Source organism: Kitasatospora sp. NPDC005748 (genome assembly GCF_040630735.1).
Taxonomy (GTDB): Bacteria; Actinomycetota; Actinomycetes; order Streptomycetales; family Streptomycetaceae; genus Kitasatospora.
Genome location: NZ_JBEXYD010000079.1, coordinates 13,484 through 29,084, shown reverse-complemented (window position 1 = coordinate 29,084; position 15,601 = coordinate 13,484). Strand labels below are relative to the sequence as shown.

The 15,601-nt window shown below is 73.4% G+C and carries 18 protein-coding genes and 1 pseudogene; 11 read left to right on the top strand and 8 right to left on the bottom strand.

The window, feature by feature from the left end; all coding sequences use genetic code 11:
• Nucleotides 1-120, top strand: a pseudogene (locus tag ABZ495_RS33390) (UDP-glucose 4-epimerase GalE); the annotation flags it as partial.
• The gene (galK, locus tag ABZ495_RS33385; RefSeq protein WP_359811276.1) at nucleotides 117-1,247 is read left to right on the top strand and encodes a galactokinase; all 1,131 of its coding nucleotides are present in this window, start codon (nucleotides 117-119) and stop codon (nucleotides 1,245-1,247) included. The pseudogene ABZ495_RS33390 and the gene galK, both read left to right, overlap by 4 nt.
• Before the next feature lie 131 nt (nucleotides 1,248-1,378).
• Here galK and ABZ495_RS33380 read toward each other — a convergent pair whose 3' ends face one another.
• Together ABZ495_RS33380 and ABZ495_RS33375 are read right to left on the bottom strand one after the other, a co-directional pair.
• Nucleotides 1,379-1,804: a response regulator gene (locus tag ABZ495_RS33380; protein ID WP_329485594.1), complete on the bottom strand. Its 426-nt coding sequence runs from the start codon at nucleotides 1,802-1,804 to the stop codon at nucleotides 1,379-1,381.
• Nucleotides 1,801-2,145, bottom strand: coding sequence for a hypothetical protein (locus ABZ495_RS33375; protein ID WP_329485595.1), 345 nt, complete (start codon nucleotides 2,143-2,145; stop codon nucleotides 1,801-1,803). Before ABZ495_RS33375 ends, ABZ495_RS33380 begins: the two co-directional genes overlap by 4 nt.
• 114 nt (nucleotides 2,146-2,259) lie before the next feature.
• Between ABZ495_RS33375 and ABZ495_RS33370 the strand changes: the two genes are divergently transcribed.
• Nucleotides 2,260-3,870 carry a CHASE3 domain-containing protein gene (locus ABZ495_RS33370; protein WP_359811272.1) on the top strand — a complete coding sequence of 537 codons (1,611 nt, stop codon included), beginning with the start codon at nucleotides 2,260-2,262 and terminating at the stop codon, nucleotides 3,868-3,870.
• A complete protein-coding gene (locus ABZ495_RS33365) occupies nucleotides 3,867-5,072 on the top strand; it encodes a SpoIIE family protein phosphatase (RefSeq protein ID WP_359811269.1) in 1,206 nt (401 codons plus the stop codon). The genes ABZ495_RS33370 and ABZ495_RS33365 overlap by 4 nt, the downstream gene beginning before the upstream one ends.
• A gap of 45 nt (nucleotides 5,073-5,117) precedes the next feature.
• On the opposite strand, the gene ABZ495_RS33360 is transcribed toward ABZ495_RS33365, so the two are convergent.
• Both ABZ495_RS33360 and ABZ495_RS33355 read right to left on the bottom strand, forming a co-directional pair.
• The gene (locus ABZ495_RS33360; protein ID WP_359839587.1) at nucleotides 5,118-6,221 is read right to left on the bottom strand and encodes an NADH:flavin oxidoreductase/NADH oxidase; all 1,104 of its coding nucleotides are present in this window, start codon (nucleotides 6,219-6,221) and stop codon (nucleotides 5,118-5,120) included.
• Between the two features lie 155 nt (nucleotides 6,222-6,376).
• Entirely contained in the window at nucleotides 6,377-7,537 is a 1,161-nt protein-coding gene (locus tag ABZ495_RS33355) for an ROK family transcriptional regulator (RefSeq protein WP_359839586.1), read from the bottom strand.
• 199 nt (nucleotides 7,538-7,736) lie between these two features.
• Between ABZ495_RS33355 and ABZ495_RS33350 the strand changes: the two genes are divergently transcribed.
• Nucleotides 7,737-7,934, top strand: coding sequence for a hypothetical protein (locus ABZ495_RS33350; protein ID WP_359839584.1), 198 nt, complete (start codon nucleotides 7,737-7,739; stop codon nucleotides 7,932-7,934).
• Between the two features lie 129 nt (nucleotides 7,935-8,063).
• Here the strand turns inward: ABZ495_RS33350 and ABZ495_RS33345 are convergent, their stop codons facing one another.
• A complete protein-coding gene (locus tag ABZ495_RS33345; RefSeq protein WP_359839582.1) occupies nucleotides 8,064-8,900 on the bottom strand; it encodes an undecaprenyl-diphosphate phosphatase in 837 nt (278 codons plus the stop codon).
• Between the two features lie 186 nt (nucleotides 8,901-9,086).
• Between ABZ495_RS33345 and ABZ495_RS33340 the strand changes: the two genes are divergently transcribed.
• Together ABZ495_RS33340 and ABZ495_RS33335 are read left to right on the top strand one after the other, a co-directional pair.
• Nucleotides 9,087-9,653, top strand: coding sequence for a TetR family transcriptional regulator (locus tag ABZ495_RS33340; RefSeq protein ID WP_352296356.1), 567 nt, complete (start codon nucleotides 9,087-9,089; stop codon nucleotides 9,651-9,653).
• Nucleotides 9,654-9,796: 143 nt separating this feature from the next.
• A complete protein-coding gene (locus ABZ495_RS33335) occupies nucleotides 9,797-11,248 on the top strand; it encodes a DHA2 family efflux MFS transporter permease subunit (RefSeq protein WP_359839580.1) in 1,452 nt (483 codons plus the stop codon).
• Nucleotides 11,249-11,324: 76 nt separating this feature from the next.
• On the opposite strand, the gene ABZ495_RS33330 is transcribed toward ABZ495_RS33335, so the two are convergent.
• Complete coding sequence (locus tag ABZ495_RS33330; protein WP_359839579.1) at nucleotides 11,325-12,275, bottom strand: AraC family transcriptional regulator; 951 nt, start codon at nucleotides 12,273-12,275, stop codon at nucleotides 11,325-11,327.
• Between the two features lie 134 nt (nucleotides 12,276-12,409).
• On the opposite strand from ABZ495_RS33330, the gene ABZ495_RS33325 reads away from it, so the two are divergent.
• The 4 genes from ABZ495_RS33325 to ABZ495_RS33310 all read left to right on the top strand — a co-directional run bounded on the left by ABZ495_RS33325 (nucleotide 12,410) and on the right by ABZ495_RS33310 (nucleotide 14,481).
• Entirely contained in the window at nucleotides 12,410-12,910 is a 501-nt protein-coding gene (locus ABZ495_RS33325; protein WP_359839576.1) for an anthrone oxygenase family protein, read from the top strand.
• 242 nt (nucleotides 12,911-13,152) lie between these two features.
• Complete coding sequence (locus tag ABZ495_RS33320) at nucleotides 13,153-13,338, top strand: hypothetical protein (RefSeq protein ID WP_352295510.1); 186 nt, start codon at nucleotides 13,153-13,155, stop codon at nucleotides 13,336-13,338.
• A gap of 117 nt (nucleotides 13,339-13,455) precedes the next feature.
• Nucleotides 13,456-13,695: a hypothetical protein gene (locus ABZ495_RS33315; protein ID WP_359839574.1), complete on the top strand. Its 240-nt coding sequence runs from the start codon at nucleotides 13,456-13,458 to the stop codon at nucleotides 13,693-13,695.
• A 138-nt stretch (nucleotides 13,696-13,833) separates the two neighbouring features.
• Complete coding sequence (locus ABZ495_RS33310) at nucleotides 13,834-14,481, top strand: CatB-related O-acetyltransferase (RefSeq protein ID WP_359811246.1); 648 nt, start codon at nucleotides 13,834-13,836, stop codon at nucleotides 14,479-14,481.
• Between the two features lie 14 nt (nucleotides 14,482-14,495).
• Here ABZ495_RS33310 and ABZ495_RS33305 read toward each other — a convergent pair whose 3' ends face one another.
• Both ABZ495_RS33305 and ABZ495_RS33300 read right to left on the bottom strand, forming a co-directional pair.
• Nucleotides 14,496-14,762 carry a hypothetical protein gene (locus ABZ495_RS33305; protein ID WP_359811243.1) on the bottom strand — a complete coding sequence of 89 codons (267 nt, stop codon included), beginning with the start codon at nucleotides 14,760-14,762 and terminating at the stop codon, nucleotides 14,496-14,498.
• A gap of 48 nt (nucleotides 14,763-14,810) precedes the next feature.
• Entirely contained in the window at nucleotides 14,811-15,473 is a 663-nt protein-coding gene (locus tag ABZ495_RS33300; RefSeq protein WP_359839572.1) for a VanZ family protein, read from the bottom strand.
• Between the last annotated feature and the right edge of the window lie 128 nt (nucleotides 15,474-15,601).

Here is a 15,601-nt window from a genome sequence, read left to right as displayed (position 1 = left end):
GCCGTCCTGGTGGCCTCCGCCGAGCGCGCCCACCGGAGGCTCGGCTGGACCCCCAAGCGCCCCAACCTCGACGACATCGTCGCCGACGCCTGGAACTTCACCCTGGAGCACCCCGCATGACCACCTTCCGGACGCTGTTCTCCGCCGACCCCGAGGGCACCTGGGCCGCCCCCGGCCGGGTCAACCTGATCGGCGAGCACACCGACTACAACGACGGCTTCGTCCTTCCCGTCGCCCTCCCCCACACCACCCGCGTCCAGGCCCGCCGCCGCGACGACAGCCTGCTGCGCCTGCACAGCACCCGGGGCGGCGACGAGATCACCACCCTCGACCTCGACAAGCTGGAGCCCGGGACCACCACCGGCTGGACCGCGTACCCCGCGGCCGTCGTCTGGGCCCTTCGCGACGCGGGCCACGCCGTCGCCGGCGCCGACCTGCTGATCGACAGCGACGTCCCCGAGGGCGCCGGCCTCTCCTCGTCCGCCGCCCTGCAGTGCGCCGTCGCCACCGCCTACAACGACCTGTACCACCTCGGCCTGGACGGGATGCGGCTCGCCCTGCTCGCCCAGCGCGCCGAGAACGCCTACGTCGGCGTCCCCTGCGGGATCATGGACCAGACCGCCTCCCTGTGCTGCCGCGCGGGCCACGCGCTCCTCCTGGACACCCGCGACCTCACCAGCCGCCAGGTGCCGCTCGACCTCGAAGGCGCCGGCCTGCGGCTGCTCGTGATCGACACCCGGGTCAAGCACGACCTCGCCGACGGCGCCTACGCGAAGCTGCGGGCCGGCTGCGAGCGGGCCGCCGAGCTGCTCGGCCTCGCCGCCCTGCGCGACCTCACGGCCGACGCCCTGCCCGCGGCCCTCGACCGGCTGCCGGCCGAACTGCGGCCGCTGGTCCGCCACGTGGTCACCGAGGACGACCGGGTACGGCAGGCCACCGCCCTGCTCGACGCCGGCGACCTGGCCGGCCTCGGCGCGGTCCTCACGGCCGGGCACGCCTCGCTCCGCGACGACTACGCGGTCTCCTGCCCCGAGACCGACCTCGCCGCGGACACCGCCGTGGCCGCCGGCGCCCTCGGCGCCCGGATGACCGGCGGCGGCTTCGGGGGCTCGGTCATCGCGCTCGTCCACCAGGACCACGCCGACCGCGTCACCGCCGCCGTCACCGCGGCCTTCGCGGCCGCCGGCCACGCCCCGCCGCGCACCTTCGCGGCCACTCCCGCCGACGGCGCCCGCCGCATCGCCTGACGGGCGTCGACGGGCGGCCGCCGACGTGCCCGGGTCCGCCCGTGTCGTTCCCGGGCGGGCCCGGGCACGACCATGTCCGCGGCTGCGGTCCCCCGCCCCGGCCCGCGTTTCGCCGGCCGGGGCCGGCCCGTTCAGGGGCGGGGGCGGGTGGCGGTGTCGAGGTAGAAGGCGTCGATGGTCTGGACGGCCTGCTCGAACTCGTCCAGGTTGACGGGCTTGGCCACGTACGCGTTGGCGTGGCTGCTGTAGGCGCCGGTGACATCGTCCGGGGCGGTGGAGGTGGTGAGCACGACCACCGGGATGGTCCGCAGGTCGTCGTCGTTCTTCAGGACCTTCAGCAGGTCGCGCCCGTTCATCCGGGGCATGTTGAGGTCGAGGACGATGAGGTCGGGACGCACGCTGTCCGGGGCGCGCAGGTATTCGAGGGCGGCGACGCCGTCGGTGACCTGGACCAGGTTGCGCTCCCCGCGCTCGGAGAGGGCTTCCTCGATGAGCATCGCGTCGGCGGCGTCGTCCTCCACGAGCAGGACATCGAAGGGGCGGGCGGTGGTCATCATCGGGTGCTCCGCGGGTTCTCGGTCGGGTGGTGGAAAAGCCCCGGCCAGCGCCGGCGGGCACCTTGACGGGTCATGCCGCAGGCGGCGCCGATCTGCGGGTAGCCGGCACCCGCGCGCGCGGCGTCGCCGGCCGCCTCCCGCTGGAGCCGTTCGGTGGCCTGCCGGAGGTGGTCGAGTACGTGGAGCAGGCTCAGCGCCTGGGCGGTGTCGCTCACCGCGGGAGCGGCGGGGACCGCCGTCAGCCGCCCGGCCAGCCGCCGGGCGAGGTCTCCCATCGCGGCGTCCGCGATCGCGGCCGCCTCCTGCGAGGTGGTACGCAGTACGAAGTTCTTGCCGGGCATGTCAGGCACTCTAGGCCCAGAACCAACCCACGACAACAACCGTTGTCGTCCGCCCTCTAGAGTGGCCTCGCCGCATCCGATCGAAGGCATCGGGCAGAGCGAGGAGTTGACACGATGACCGGCGACGACAGTGACCGGAGGTCCGGCGGGGGCCTTGCCACATGGACGACCCGGCAGTGGCTCCGGGTGGGAGTCACCGCGTCCCTGGTGATCCTCACCCTGCTCGGAGTGGCGGGGGCGTGGGTACTGTCCCGCACCCAGTCGATCAGCACCGACCTGGTGGACGTGCGCTCCCCCGCGCTCGCCAGCGCGTTCCGCCTGGAGTCGGCCCTGCTCAACCAGGAGACCGGGATCCGCGGCTACGGCCTCACCGGCACCCCGGAGTTCATGGCGCCCTACCAGCAGGGGCTCGCCGAGCAGCGGACGGAGACCGCACAGCTGACGGAACTGCTCCACGACGACCCCTCCGGCCTCGCCGACCTGAAGGCCGTGCAGGACGCCGTGACGAGCTGGCAGGAGCGGATCGCCCGGCCGATCGCCGCCGCGCCACCCGGCACGCCCTCGCCGCTCGCGGCCGGCAGCGCCCCGGAGGGCAAGAACGCCTTCGACGACGTACGGGCCGCCCTGAGCGGCCAGGAGGACCGGCTGCGCGAAGACCGCGATGCCACGCGGAGCGACCTCGCCGCCATGACGCGGCTGCGGAACTGGGTGTTCGGCGCCGTCGCCGTGCTGATCGCCGCCCTCGCCGCCCTGGTGTTCGAGGGGCTGCGCCGGGGCATCACCGAGCCGCTGGACCAACTCGTCGCGGACGCCCGCACCATCGGCGGCGGCGACTTCGACCACCCCATCACCCCGACCGGCCCCGCAGACCTCCGGCGCCTGAGCGGCGAGATCGACTCCATGCGCCGGCGCCTGGTGCGGGAACTGGCCTTCACCGAGGAGGCCCGGCTGCGCCTGGACGAGCAGGCGGCGGACCTCCAGCGGTCCAACACCGAGCTGGAGCAGTTCGCCTACGTCGCCTCCCACGACCTCCAGGAGCCGCTGCGCAAGGTCTCCAGCTTCACCCAGCTCCTCCAGCGCCGCTACGGGGGCCGGCTCGACGCCAAGGCCGACCAGTACATCGCCTTCGCGGTCGACGGTGCGAACCGCATGCAGGTCCTCATCAACGACCTCCTCGACTTCTCCCGGGTGGGCCGGCTCCACCACGCCCACCAGGAGGTCGACCTGGACCAGGTGCTGGAACAGACCCTGGCCGCGCTGAGCGTGGGCATCGAGGAGGCCGACGCGAAGATCACCCACGATCCGCTGCCGACCCTGGTCGCCGACCCCACCCAGATGGGGATGCTCTGGCAGAACCTGATCGGCAACGCGGTCAAGTTCCGCCGCCCCGGCGTGGCGCCGGAGATCCACGTCTCGGCCGTCCGGGAGGACGCGCTCTGGCACTTCGCGGTGACCGACAACGGCATCGGCATCGCACCGGAGTTCGCCGAGAAGGTGTTCGTGATCTTCCAGCGGCTGCACACCAAGGACGCCTACTCCGGCAGCGGCATCGGGCTGGCGATGTGCAAGAAGATCGTCGAGTTCCACGGCGGCACCATCGCCATCGACCCCGACCACCGCGAGGGCGCCCGCATCACCTTCACCCTGGCACCCGAACCGCCGCAGCGCCCCGGCCCGCCGACCGGCGAGACCGCGGCCCGATCCGACACGGAGCAGGCACGATGAGCACGGCCGTGGCAGCCGCCCCCGGCGCCGCCCCCGACGAACCGCTGTACCGCGTCCTCCTCATCGAGGACGACCAGGGCGACGCCCTGCTCGTGGAGGAGCTCCTCCACGACACCGGGCTGCGGTTCGAACTCACCACCCGGCCCACCCTCGCCGAGGCCCGCGCCGCCCTCGCCGCCCACCCGGCCGACTGCATCCTCCTCGACCTGCACCTGCCCGACGCCACGGGCACCGCCGCGGTCACCGCCGTCCGCGCCGTCGCCCCCCACACGGCGGTGATCGTCCTCACCGGCTTGGCGGAGGCCCAGGCGGGCACCGAGGCGATGGCTGCCGGCGCCCAGGACTACCTCGTCAAGGGCAAGGTCGAGGCGGACCTGCTGCACCGCACCGTGCGCTACGCCGTGTACCGCAGCCAGACCGAGCGCGCCAGCATCGAGGCCCAGGCCGCCCGCCTACGGGCCGAGGAGAACGCCCGCCTGGAGCGGGGGCTGCTGCCCCCGCCGATCCTCGGCACCTCCACGGTCACGGTGACCGCCCGCTACCTGCCCGGAGCCACCACGGCCCTGCTCGGCGGGGACTTCCTCGACGTCGTGGAGGGCGACGACGGACTGCTGCACGCCGTCGTCGGCGACGTCAGCGGACACGGCCCCGACGCCGCCGCACTCGGCGTGCTGCTGCGGATCGCCTGGCGCTCCCTGGTACTCGGCGGACACCGCGGCGAGAGCCTGCTCCACCTGATGGAGCGCATCCTGATCGCCGAACGCGGCAACCAGGTGCTCTTCGCCACCTGCACGCTCCTCACGCTCGACCAGAACGCCACCACGGCCACCCTCCACCTGGCCGGCCACCACGAGCCCCTGCTCACCACGGCGCACGGCACCCGCGAGCTGACCGCCGCCCACGGCATCGCCCTGGGCATCGCCCCCGGACTGGGGAGCTGGACCCCGACCGTCATCCCCCTCCCGGCCGACGGCGCGCTCACCCTCTACACCGACGGCCTCACCGAGGGGCACAACGGCACGACGAAGGGACGGCTCGGCGTCGACGGCCTGCTCCGACTGATCGGCACCCTGCCCCCGGCCGACCCGGCCGCCCACGTCGACCTCCTCATCAAGGAGACCCACGCCCTCAACGCCGGCCGCCACACCGACGACCTCGCCGTCCTGCGCCTCGACTGGGGCAGCCGCCCCCCGTCGGACTGACCGGCCGGGGGCCGCCGGAGCGCGCCCCGGCGGCCGGAGCCGGGGTCAGGCGCGGTGGTACTGGACCGGGGCGGGGAGGGGGGCGCCGAGGGTGATGGCGGCGTGGCGGGGCCAGTAGGGGTCGCGCAGGAGTTCGCGGCCGAGCAGGACGGCGTCGGCCCGGCCGGCGGCCAGGATCTCCTCGGCCTGGGCGGGGTCGGTGATCAGGCCGACGGCCGCCACCGGCATGCCGGTCCCGTTGCGCACCGCCTCGGCGAAGGGCACCTGGTAGCCGGGGCCGGCGGTGATCCTGGCGTCGGGGGCGATGCCTCCGGTGGAGATGTCCATCAGGTCCACGCCACGGGCCTGGAGCTCCTTGGCGAACCGGACGGTGTCCTCCGAGGTCCAGCCCTCGCGGTCGTCCTGCGGGTCCTCGGTGAGCCAGTCGGTCGCGGAGATCCGGAAGAAGAGCGGCAGGTCCTGCGGCCACACCGCCCGGACGGCGTCGACGACCTCCAGCGCGAAGCGGATGCGTCCCTCGAAGGAGCCACCGTAGGCGTCGGTGCGGTGGTTGCTGTGGGGCGAGAGGAACTGGTGGATCAGGTAGCCGTGGGCACCGTGGATCTCGGCGACCTGGAAGCCGGCGTCGAGCGCCCGGCGGGCGGCGTCGGCGAACTGCCGTACGACATCACCGATCTGCTCCTCCGTCAACTCCTCCGGCGTGGTGTGCGCCGACGAGAAGGGCACGGCGCTCGGGCCGACCGGCGTCCAGCCGTGGGCCTCGCCCGGGCCGATGGCGCGGCCGCGGTCGACCCAGGTGCGCTCGGTGGAGGCCTTGCGGCCGGCGTGGGCGAGCTGGATCGCGGCAACCGTGCCCTGCGCCTTCAGGAAGGCGGTGATCCGCCGGAACGCCTCGACCTGGGTGTCGTTCCAGATGCCGAGGTCGTACGGGCTGATGCGGCCCTCCGGGCTGACGGCGGTGGCCTCGGTGACGATCAGCCCCGTGCCGCCGGTGGCGCGGGCCGCGAGGTGGGTGAAGTGCCAGTCCGTCGGGACACCGGCCCCGTCGCCGTCCGGCACGGCGCTGTACTGGCACATCGCCGCCATCCAGACACGGTTGGGGACGGTCAGCGACCTCAGGGTGTACGGGGTGAAGAGAGTGGTGCTCATGTCGGGTCTCCTGAATGAGGCGGCGGCGCCATCCATATACTTGCAGTCACGCCCTACTGCGTACGACAATAGTTGCACACGCCTCATTATGGCAAGGGGTGACCTTCGCCGCCCCGGAGCGCCCCGCGGACAGCGGACCGACCCGGTCGCCCGCGCTACGGGAGGAGTGCCTGGATGCCCAGGACGGCGGCGCCCCGGGCCCACTCCTCCCACGGAAGCGGACGCAGGGTCAGCGGGCACTTCGCCGCCGCCTTGAAGCAGTGCGCGGCGTACGCCTCCCTGATGTGGATCCCGAAGAGGTCGTAGGTGTCGAGCCCTTCACCGGTGACGACGACGCGCTCGGGCCCGAGGAGGCTCACCAGGGTGGCGATGCCGACCCCGATGGCCCGGCCGGCCGTGGCGAAGGCCTCCCGGGCGGCCCGGTCGCCGGCCCGGGCGAGCTGGACGACGTCGTCGAAGCTGAGGTCCGCGCGGCCGGTCGCCCCGCGGGCCGAGGCGAGGATGGCGCCGCTGGCCGCGAAGACCTCGACGCAGCCGACCCCGCCGCAGTGACAGGGCGGGCCGTCCGGGTCGATGCTGATGTGCCCCAGCTCGCCGGCGACCCCGTAGGCCCCGGTGACCAGTTGGCCGTTGACGACCAGCCCGGAACCGACCCCCGAACCGATCGTGACCAGCGCGAAGTTCTCCGTCCCGATCCCCTCGCCGAACCAGTGCTCGGCGGCGGTCAGGGCCTTGACGTCGTTCTCCACCGTGACGCTCAGCCCGGTCGCCCTCGCCAGTTCGTCCGCCAGCGGGACGTCGCGCCAGCCGGGAAGGACGGAGTACCGGACGAGGCCGGCCGACCGGTCCACGTCACCGGAGACCGCGACCCCGAGGCGCCTCGTACGCTCCCGGAACACCGGGTCGGCGTCGAGGAGTTCCTCGACGAGTTCACCCAGCAGCCCGCAGACGGCCTCCGGGCTGCGGTCCTCGCCCAGCTGACGGCCGCCGGTGACCCGCAGACCGGCCCGCAGGTCGCAGACCACGCCGAACAGGGCCTCGCTGCTGATCTTGATCCCGACGAAGAACTCCCGGTCCACCGTGACGGCCAACGGGTTGACCGGGCGGCCGGCCCCGGGCGCGGTACGCTCCGGGGGGAGTTCGTGCAGATAGCCGTCGACGATGAGCGGCCTGGCGGCCTTGGTGACGGCGGTCGAGGACAGGCCCGTACGACGGGCCAGTTCGACCCTGCTGAGCGGACTCTCGGCCAGCAGGAGGGCGAGGATGGCGGTCTCGGCCGGGGCCGTGACCAGCGGCTGCGCGTGATTCGGGAACACCACCGCAACGTACTCGCAAATAATTTACTTTGTCCAGTATTAAAGTACGCGGCCGGGGTCGTTCCGGTGCCGGGCCCGCTCACCGCCGTGAAGGCCCCGGCCGCACCGGCTACGGCGTCGCGGGCCCGACGGCCAGGCGGGCCCGCACCCGCACCCGCGTCCCGGCCGGGGACGGGAAGGCCACGCACGAGGTCACACAGTGCCGCACCAGGCCGAGACCCCAGCCGCCGGAGACGGCGTCCTGATCCGCGACGCGGCAGGCGGCCCAGCGCCCCCACCACAGCCAAGCCGCGCACCGGAGGAGCACGGCCGCGGCAACTCGATCGTCGCCCTGGTCGCCACCGGCCACGGCAGCTGCACCCACCCCGGCGGCACGACCTACTGGGCGGACCTGTGAGCCGCCGGGGCACCGGGATCGCGCCGTGAGCACCCGGCGGCAGCCGCCCGCACCGAGGCGGCCACACCGCCGGGTGCGGGCGCCGCCCGGCCCCGGCCGCGGGTCCGCCGGCCGACACCGGGCCGCGGGTCAGGCGGTCAGCACACCCGAGCCGAGCAGGCCGAGGAGGATCACGCCGATGGCGATCCGATAGGCGACGAAGGCGTTGAAGGAGTGCTTGGCGACGTACTTCAGCAGCCAGGCGATCGAGCCGTAGGCGACCACGAAGGAGACCGCGGTGCCGACGACCAGCGGCGTCGTGCTGACCCCGGCGCCCAGGGCGTCCTTCAGCTCGTACAGGCCGGCGCCGGTGAGGGCGGGGATGCCGAGGAAGAAGGAGAGCCTGGTGGCGGCCACCCGTTCGAGGTCGAGCACCATGCCCGCGGACATCGTCGCGCCGGAGCGCGAGAAGCCGGGGAACAGCAGCGCGAGGATCTGCGCCGAGCCGACGATCATCGCGTCCTTGAAGCCGGTGTCGTCCTCGCCGCGCTTGTGGCGGCCCATCTGGTCGGCCGCCCACATCACGCCGCTGCCGACGATCAGGGAGCCGGCCACCACCCAGAGCGAGGCCAGCGGGCCCTTGATCAGGGGCTTGGCGGCCAGGCCGACCACGACGATCGGAACCGTCGCGAAGACGACCCACCAGGCGAACTTGTAGTCGTGGTGGTACCGCTCCTCGCGGTTCACCAGGCCGCGGCCCCAGGCGGAGACGATCCGCACGATGTCCTTGAGGAAGTAGAGCAGCACGGCCGCGATGGCGCCGACCTGGATGACGGCGGTGAAACCGACGACGGAGGCGTCGTCGACCGGGATGCCCATCAGCCCCTCGGTGATCTTCAGATGGCCGGTGGAGGAGATCGGCAGGAACTCGGTCACCCCCTCCACTACTCCCAGGACAACGGCCTGTCCGACGGTGATCGCGCTCACGTGCACCTTCCCAGTGGTGTCGGCACTCTCCCGGGGGCCGAGGTGCGGCGCTCCGGGCCATCGCATACGACGACAGGAATGTAGACGTAAGCGGCGGCGCCGTCCAACCGGCTCGGACGCTCGAACGGCTGGCGCCCCGCACCGGATCCGTTGACGTAGTTAGTGATTACCCACTAACTTGCCCGCATGGTCAGGATGAGCGCAGAGGACAGGCGCGAGAGCGTGGTCCGCGCGGCGATCGCCGAGTTCGCGCGGCGCGGGTACCACGGCACCTCCACGGAGGCGATCGCCAAGCGGGTCGGCGTCTCGCAGCCCTACCTGTTCCGGCTCTTCCCGAGCAAGAAGGCGATCTTCGTCGCCGCCTCGCTCCGCTGCATCGAGGACACCGGACGGGTGTTCGAGGAGGCCGCGAAGGGGCTGGCGGGCAAGGAAGCCATGCGCGCCATGGCGAGGGCGTACATGCGGCTGATCGCGGACGACCCCGAGAAGCTCCAGATGCAGATGCAGACCTACATCGCCGTGGCCTCCGTCGAGGCGGACGGGGACAGCGGGTTCGGCGAGACCGTCCGGGCCGCCTGGACGCAGCTCTGGGACGCCGTGAACCTCCCGCTGGAGGCCGACGGCGACGAGACCACGAGGTTCCTGGCCTACGGCATGCTCATCAACACCCTGATGGCCATGGGGTTCCCGGCCGGACACCGGGTCTGGGAGGGCATCCGCCTCGACCAGGTCGTAGTCCCGCCGGAGGCGTAGGCGCGGGCGTAGGCGCGGGCGTAGGCGCGGCCGGATCCACCGGGGCGGCCCGCGCCGCCGCGGCATCCGGGGTCTGCCATGGGCCGCAAAGTTAGTAAGCGATAACTACATCCAGAACACGCATCAACCGCTGGGGGGAAGCAATGTCACAGCAGCAGACGGCACGCCGAGGGGGTGTCACCTGGGCCCTCGTGATCACCGGTACCGCCGGATTCATGTCGGCCCTCGACAACCTGGTGGTCACCACCGCCCTGCCCGCCATCCGCGAGGACCTCGGAGGGGGGCTGGACAGCCTGGAGTGGATCGTGAGCGCGTACACGCTCACCTTCGCGGTCCTGCTGATGTTCGGCGCGGCGCTCGGTGACCGGTTCGGCCGCAGGCGGCTCTTCCTCGCCGGTATGACCGTCTTCACGGTCGCCTCCGCCGCCGCGGCCCTCGCGCCCGGCATCGACTCCCTGATCGCGGCACGCGCCGTCCAGGGCGTCGGCGCGGCCGTCATGATGCCGCTGACCCTGACCCTGCTCAGCGCCGCGGTGCCCCCCGAGAAGCGCGGGATGGCCTACGGCATCCTCGGGGCCATCAACGGACTCGGGGTCGCCCTGGGCCCGCTCATCGGCGGCAGCCTCACCGAACACGTCTCCTGGCACTGGATCTTCTGGCTGAACGTCCCGCTGGGCCTCGCCGTCCTGCCGCTCGCCCGCCTCCGCCTCGCCGAGTCCCACGGCGACGGCGCCACGCTCGACATCCCCGGCACCCTCCTCGTCAGCGGCGGCCTCTTCGGGATCGTGTACGGCATGGTGCGCGCCCCCTCCGACGGCTGGACCGACTCCTCCGTACTGACCGGCCTGGTCGCGGGCACCGCGCTGCTGGCCGCCTTCGTGGTGCACGGCATCCGCGCCAGGAACCCCATGCTCCCCATGCGGCTCTTCCGGTCCCGCGCCTTCTCCGCGATCAACGCCGCGAGCCTGCTGATGTTCCTGGGCATGTTCGGCTCGATCTTCCTGATCAGCCAGTACATGCAGGGCGTCCTCGGCTACTCGCCGACCGAGGCCGGGCTGCGGATGCTGCCCTGGACCGGCATGCCGATGCTCGTCTCCCCCTTCGCCGGGATCCTCTCCGACCGGTTCGGCGGCCGTCCGGTGGTGGCGGCCGGCCTGTTCCTCCAGGCCGCGGGCCTCGGCTACATCGCGGCCGTGGCCACCCCGCACACCTCGTACGCCGCCCAGCTGCCGGCCCTGATCATCAGCGGCGTCGGCATGGCCCTGTTCTTCGCACCCGCCTCCAACCTGGTCATGTCCAGCGTCCGCCCGCAGGAACAGGGCATCGCCTCGGGGGCCAACAGCGCACTTCGCCAGGTGGGCGGGGCGCTCGGCGTGGCCGTCATGTCGTCGGTCTTCTCCGCCCAGGGCGGCTACGAGAGCGCGCAGCGCTTCGTCGACGGCCTGTACCCGGCGGTCGTGCTCGGCTCCGTGACGGTGGCACTCGCCGGTGTGGCGGCCCTGCTGCTCCCGGCCCGGCGCCCCACCGCGGGGGGCAAGGGCACGGACCCGGGCACCGCGAACCAGGCGCCGGTCCTGGAGCCCACCGCGCTCTGAGCAGCGCGTCCCCGAACACCGCGCCGGCGGAAGCACCGCGCCGGCGGGAGCACCTCGCGGACCGGTCGCCCCGGGGTCAGCCCCCAGCGGCGACCGGTCCGGCCGAGCGGTGCTCCTGCGGGCTGACGCCGTGCACCCGCTTGAAGGCGGTGGAGAGGGCGAACGGGCTGCCGTAGCCGACCCGGTGGGCGACGGAGCCGAGCGTGGCGGCCGGGTCGTGCAGCAGGTCGGCGGCCAGCGCCAGCCGCCGGCCGGTGAGGTAGGACATCGGCGGCTCGCCGACCAGTTCGGCGAACCGGCGGGCCAGCGCGGCCCGGGAGACGCCGACCTCGGCGGCCAGGCCCGCCACCGTCCAGGGGTGGGCGAGGTCGCCGTGCAGCAGCCGCAGCGCGTGACCGACCAGCGGGTCGGTGTGCGCGCGGTACCAGGCCGGGGCATCGGACTCGGGCCGGGCCAGCCAGGTGCGCAGGGTGGCGATCAGCAACAGGTCCAACAGCCGGTCCAGTACCGCGTCCTGACCCGGCAGGTCCTTGCCGATCTCCTCGCCGAGCAGGTCGATCAGCGGGGAGTGCCAGGAGTCCGCGGTCACCACCAGGAGCGGGGGCAGCGCCTCCAGCAGGCCCCGGCTGACCTCGCCGCGCAGCTGGTACGTCCCGCTGAGCAGCACGTCCGGGCCGTCGGTGGCATCGCCCCAGGTGCGGGTACCGAGCGCCATCGTCTCGCACAGCCCGTCGCCGGCCGGGGTGCTGGAGCTCTGGTCGGGGTGGATCACCACCCGGGGCGGGGTGGTGGGGGTGTCGGCGAGCACGTACGCGTCCGGGCCCCGGGCGATCGCCACGTCCCCGGTGGCGAGCCGGACGGCGGCCCCGTGGTCGGGCAGCACCCAGGCGGTGCCGCGCACGGGTGTGATCAGGGTGAGCGGTGCCCGGTCCTCTACCCGGATCGCCCAGGGCGGGGTGAGGACCGAGCGGATCAGGAAGGCGCCCCGGGCCCTCGGCCCCGCCAGCAGTCCGGCCAGTGCGTCCATGGCGCCCGAGTGTAGACGCCGGGTGTGGACGCCCGCGTATGCGGTCGAGTGGCTCGGCGATGGTGCGGGCACCCGCCGGGGCGGTTGACTCGGGGGTGTCCGACAGCGGGTGTTCACGACGGGGAGTGTGTGGGATGGCGGGATTCAGAAGTGCGGTACTGCTGGCGGCGACCCTGGCCATGGGACTGAGCGCGGGCCTGTTCTTCGCCTTCTCCTGCTCCGTCATGCCGGGGCTCGGCAAGGCCGACGACCGGACCTTCGTGGAGACCATGCAGCGGATCAACGTGGCCATCCTGAACGGCTGGTTCATGCTGGTCTTCCTCGGCGCGCTCGCGCTCACCGTGCTCGCCGCGGTGCTGCAGTTCCGCGGCGGCGACCGGCGGCTGCTGCCCTGGCTGATCGCGGCGGCGGTGCTCTACACGGTGGTGCTGGTGGTCACGGGCGCGGTGAACGTCCCGCTCAACGATCAGCTGGCGGCGGCCGGTTCGCTCGACCGCATCCCGGACCTGGCGGCCGTGCGGGAGACCTTCGAGAGCAGCTGGGTGGGCTGGAACACGGTGCGGACGGTCGCCGCGACGGCCGGCTTCGGCTGCCTGCTGGCCGCCTTGGTGACCGGCGCGCGGAGCGCGCTCTGACGGTGCGCGGGGCCGGGCACCCGGCCGACGGCGAAGCCCCGGACCGGGTCCGCGGCTTCGCCGCGCCCGTCGGGCCCGGTGGGGTGGCCGCGACGCCGGACCACGCGGGGCCGTCGCGGCCGCCGGGAGGCGGCCGGCCGCGCCCGAAACCTTGGCGGGGCACGCATGGAGCACCGCCCGGCGGGCACCCGCGCAGGGACCCGGAACGCCCGGGTGCTGCAACGGAGTGAGAGGAGCCCGCCGTGAGCGACCCCCGCACGGCGCCCAAGGTGCCCGACCTGCCGCCCGCCGAGGGCACGGAGGCACCCGACATCCCCGCGGCCGGTGGCGAGGAGGGCCGGACCCCGGCCGGAGGGCCGACCACCGACCGGGACGGCTCGGCCGCGGAGACCACCAGAGCCGAGAACGAGGACGAGCCGCCCGACTGACCGCCGGCGCGGACGGAGCCCGAAGAGCGCGGGCGCTCCCCCCGAGCGCCCGCGCCTGCGTGTGCGCCCACGTCTGCGCGCGCACGCCGGAGCACCGCCCGACCGGCTCGGGCTGTCGTGCACCAGGGAGATTGGGACGAGGTCATCACCACCGTCCGGCCCGGCGGCTTCCAGCAGAGCGACCTCGACCACCCCGCCGCCGTCACCATCCCGACCGTCGACGACCCGAAGGGCGTCGTCGAGCAGAGCCCGCTGAGCCAGGGCCGCTCGTACGAGGGCCGGATCGGCAGCCGACCGGTCACCTTCACGGCGGGCCGGCAGGGCTGGTGGAACCACACCAGCCTCAACGCGCAGTAGCCGGCGCCCTCCGCCGCGCCGCCACCGCGGTGGGCGGGGGCCCGCCGCCGCGGCGGCAGGGGGTAAACGACTGGTTCCGGGACGCACCGTTCCGCGATCATGGAGCGGACACCCCCTGCCGACGAGGAGACCCACCCCATGGCCGCACCCGCCGACCCCACGGTCCTCCACCCGCTGCCCGAGCACCCGAGGGTGGTGCTGCTCAAACCGCTGGTGAAGTCCCCGCTGATCGAGGTCGGGGAGTACTCGTACTACGACGACCCGGACGACCCGACCGCCTTCGAGACGCGCAACGTGCTGTACCACTACGGGCCGGAGAAGCTGGTGATCGGCAAGTTCTGCGCGCTGGGCACGGGCGTGCGCTTCCTCATGAACGGCGCGAACCACCGGATGGACGGCCCGTCCACCTTCCCCTTCCCCACCATGGGCGGCTCCTGGGCCGACCACTTCGACCTGCTCACCGGGCTGCCGAACCGGGGCGACACCGTGGTCGGCAACGACGTCTGGTTCGGCCACGGCGCCACGGTGATGCCCGGGGTGCGGATCGGCCACGGCGCGATCGTCGCCGCCGGCGCCGTGGTCACCGGCGACGTCCCCGACTACGGCGTCGTCGGCGGCAACCCGGCCCGTCTCATCCGCACCCGCTACGGCGCCGAGGACGTCGCCCGCCTCCTGGCGGTGGCCTGGTGGGACTGGCCCCCGGCGCACATCACCGAGCACGTACGGACGATCATGGCGGGCGGCATCGCCGAGCTGGAGGCCGCCGCGCCGCCCGGCGGTTCGTGATCCGGAGCCGGACGCTAGTCCACGGCCCGGCGGGCGACCAGGTTCCCGATCGCTGCGTAGACGATCGCCGGGATGCCGTAGTCGAGCAGGATCTGGACGGTCTGGCTGGAGACGGTGAAGAGCCCGCGCGACCAGGCGGCGAGCCAGTCGGCCGCGGAGTGGAACCAGCCGACGACGGTGTTTCCCTGATTGGCGCTGAGCAGATCCAGGATGATCCAGACGACGAGAATGCCTGCGATGATGTGGGCCGCTGCTCTGATGGCCGAATTCATTCCTCTCATGGCCACCGCTTAGCCCGTGGCGGCTGCGGCAAACCGGCCGAGGCCTGGTCAATTCCCTTGACCCTCAGGGCTGTTGTCCTGGCGAAGGTGCGTCCGGGGCTCGGGGTGGACCGTCCGGACCAGCCGCCGCCCCAGCACCAGGTAGCCGAGCAGCGCGCCGAGGGTGTTGAGGATGACGTCGTCGATGTCGAAGGCCCGCCCGGTGATGAGCGCGCCCTGGACCAGTTCGACCAGCACCATGACCGCCGCCGTCCTGATCAGCACCCGGAACAGGCCGCGGGCCCTCGGCCACAGCACCGGGAGCAGCAGCCCGAACGGCACCCCGAGCAGCACGTTCCCGCCCACCTGGCGCAGCGCGTCCAGCGTGACGGCGTGCAGCAGATAGTGCCGCAGCGAGTCGCCGGGGCGCAGGTTGCTGTGCACCCGGCCCACGGCCCCGGGCGCGGGCACCAGCGTGATGCGGGCCAGGAGGACGGCGAAGCCGACCATCGCGAGGAAGGCGGCGAGGAGGATGAGCCACCGGCCGGCCGCCGAGGCCCAGGACCGCCGCTCGGGCGCCCGCTCCTGCGTACCGTCCGGCGCACCGACCGACGGTTGCCCGTGGTCGGGCGGCGCCGGACGGTCGCGACGTCGCAGCCGTGCCGCCAGGGCCCACCGGGCACCGCCCCGGGGCCCGTCCCCGGCTTCCGTGTCGATCAGCTCTTTCGTCACGTCTCCCCCGCCCGCTCAGGTGGTGCGCGACCGCCCGCCTACCCGCGCCGCGCCACCTCATGCCGCGCGTCCTCCTGCCGTGCGCGGGGCCGCCGGATCGGTGGCCGCCCCGGCGACCCATCCGGCGG

Bases quoted from the DNA above. Each gene is read 5' to 3' on its own strand.
- galK (WP_359811276.1), top strand. From the start codon at position 117: ATGACCACCTTCCGGACGCTGTTCTCCGCCGACCCCGAGGGCACCTGG.
- ABZ495_RS33380 (WP_329485594.1), bottom strand. From the start codon at position 1,804: ATGATGACCACCGCCCGCCCCTTCGATGTCCTGCTCGTGGAGGACGAC.
- ABZ495_RS33375 (WP_329485595.1), bottom strand. From the start codon at position 2,145: ATGCCCGGCAAGAACTTCGTACTGCGTACCACCTCGCAGGAGGCGGCC.
- ABZ495_RS33370 (WP_359811272.1), top strand. From the start codon at position 2,260: ATGACCGGCGACGACAGTGACCGGAGGTCCGGCGGGGGCCTTGCCACA.
- ABZ495_RS33365 (WP_359811269.1), top strand. From the start codon at position 3,867: ATGAGCACGGCCGTGGCAGCCGCCCCCGGCGCCGCCCCCGACGAACCG.
- ABZ495_RS33360 (WP_359839587.1), bottom strand. From the start codon at position 6,221: ATGAGCACCACTCTCTTCACCCCGTACACCCTGAGGTCGCTGACCGTC.
- ABZ495_RS33340 (WP_352296356.1), top strand. From the start codon at position 9,087: ATGGTCAGGATGAGCGCAGAGGACAGGCGCGAGAGCGTGGTCCGCGCG.
- ABZ495_RS33335 (WP_359839580.1), top strand. From the start codon at position 9,797: ATGTCACAGCAGCAGACGGCACGCCGAGGGGGTGTCACCTGGGCCCTC.
- ABZ495_RS33330 (WP_359839579.1), bottom strand. From the start codon at position 12,275: ATGGACGCACTGGCCGGACTGCTGGCGGGGCCGAGGGCCCGGGGCGCC.
- ABZ495_RS33325 (WP_359839576.1), top strand. From the start codon at position 12,410: ATGGCGGGATTCAGAAGTGCGGTACTGCTGGCGGCGACCCTGGCCATG.
- ABZ495_RS33310 (WP_359811246.1), top strand. From the start codon at position 13,834: ATGGCCGCACCCGCCGACCCCACGGTCCTCCACCCGCTGCCCGAGCAC.
- ABZ495_RS33305 (WP_359811243.1), bottom strand. From the start codon at position 14,762: ATGAGAGGAATGAATTCGGCCATCAGAGCAGCGGCCCACATCATCGCA.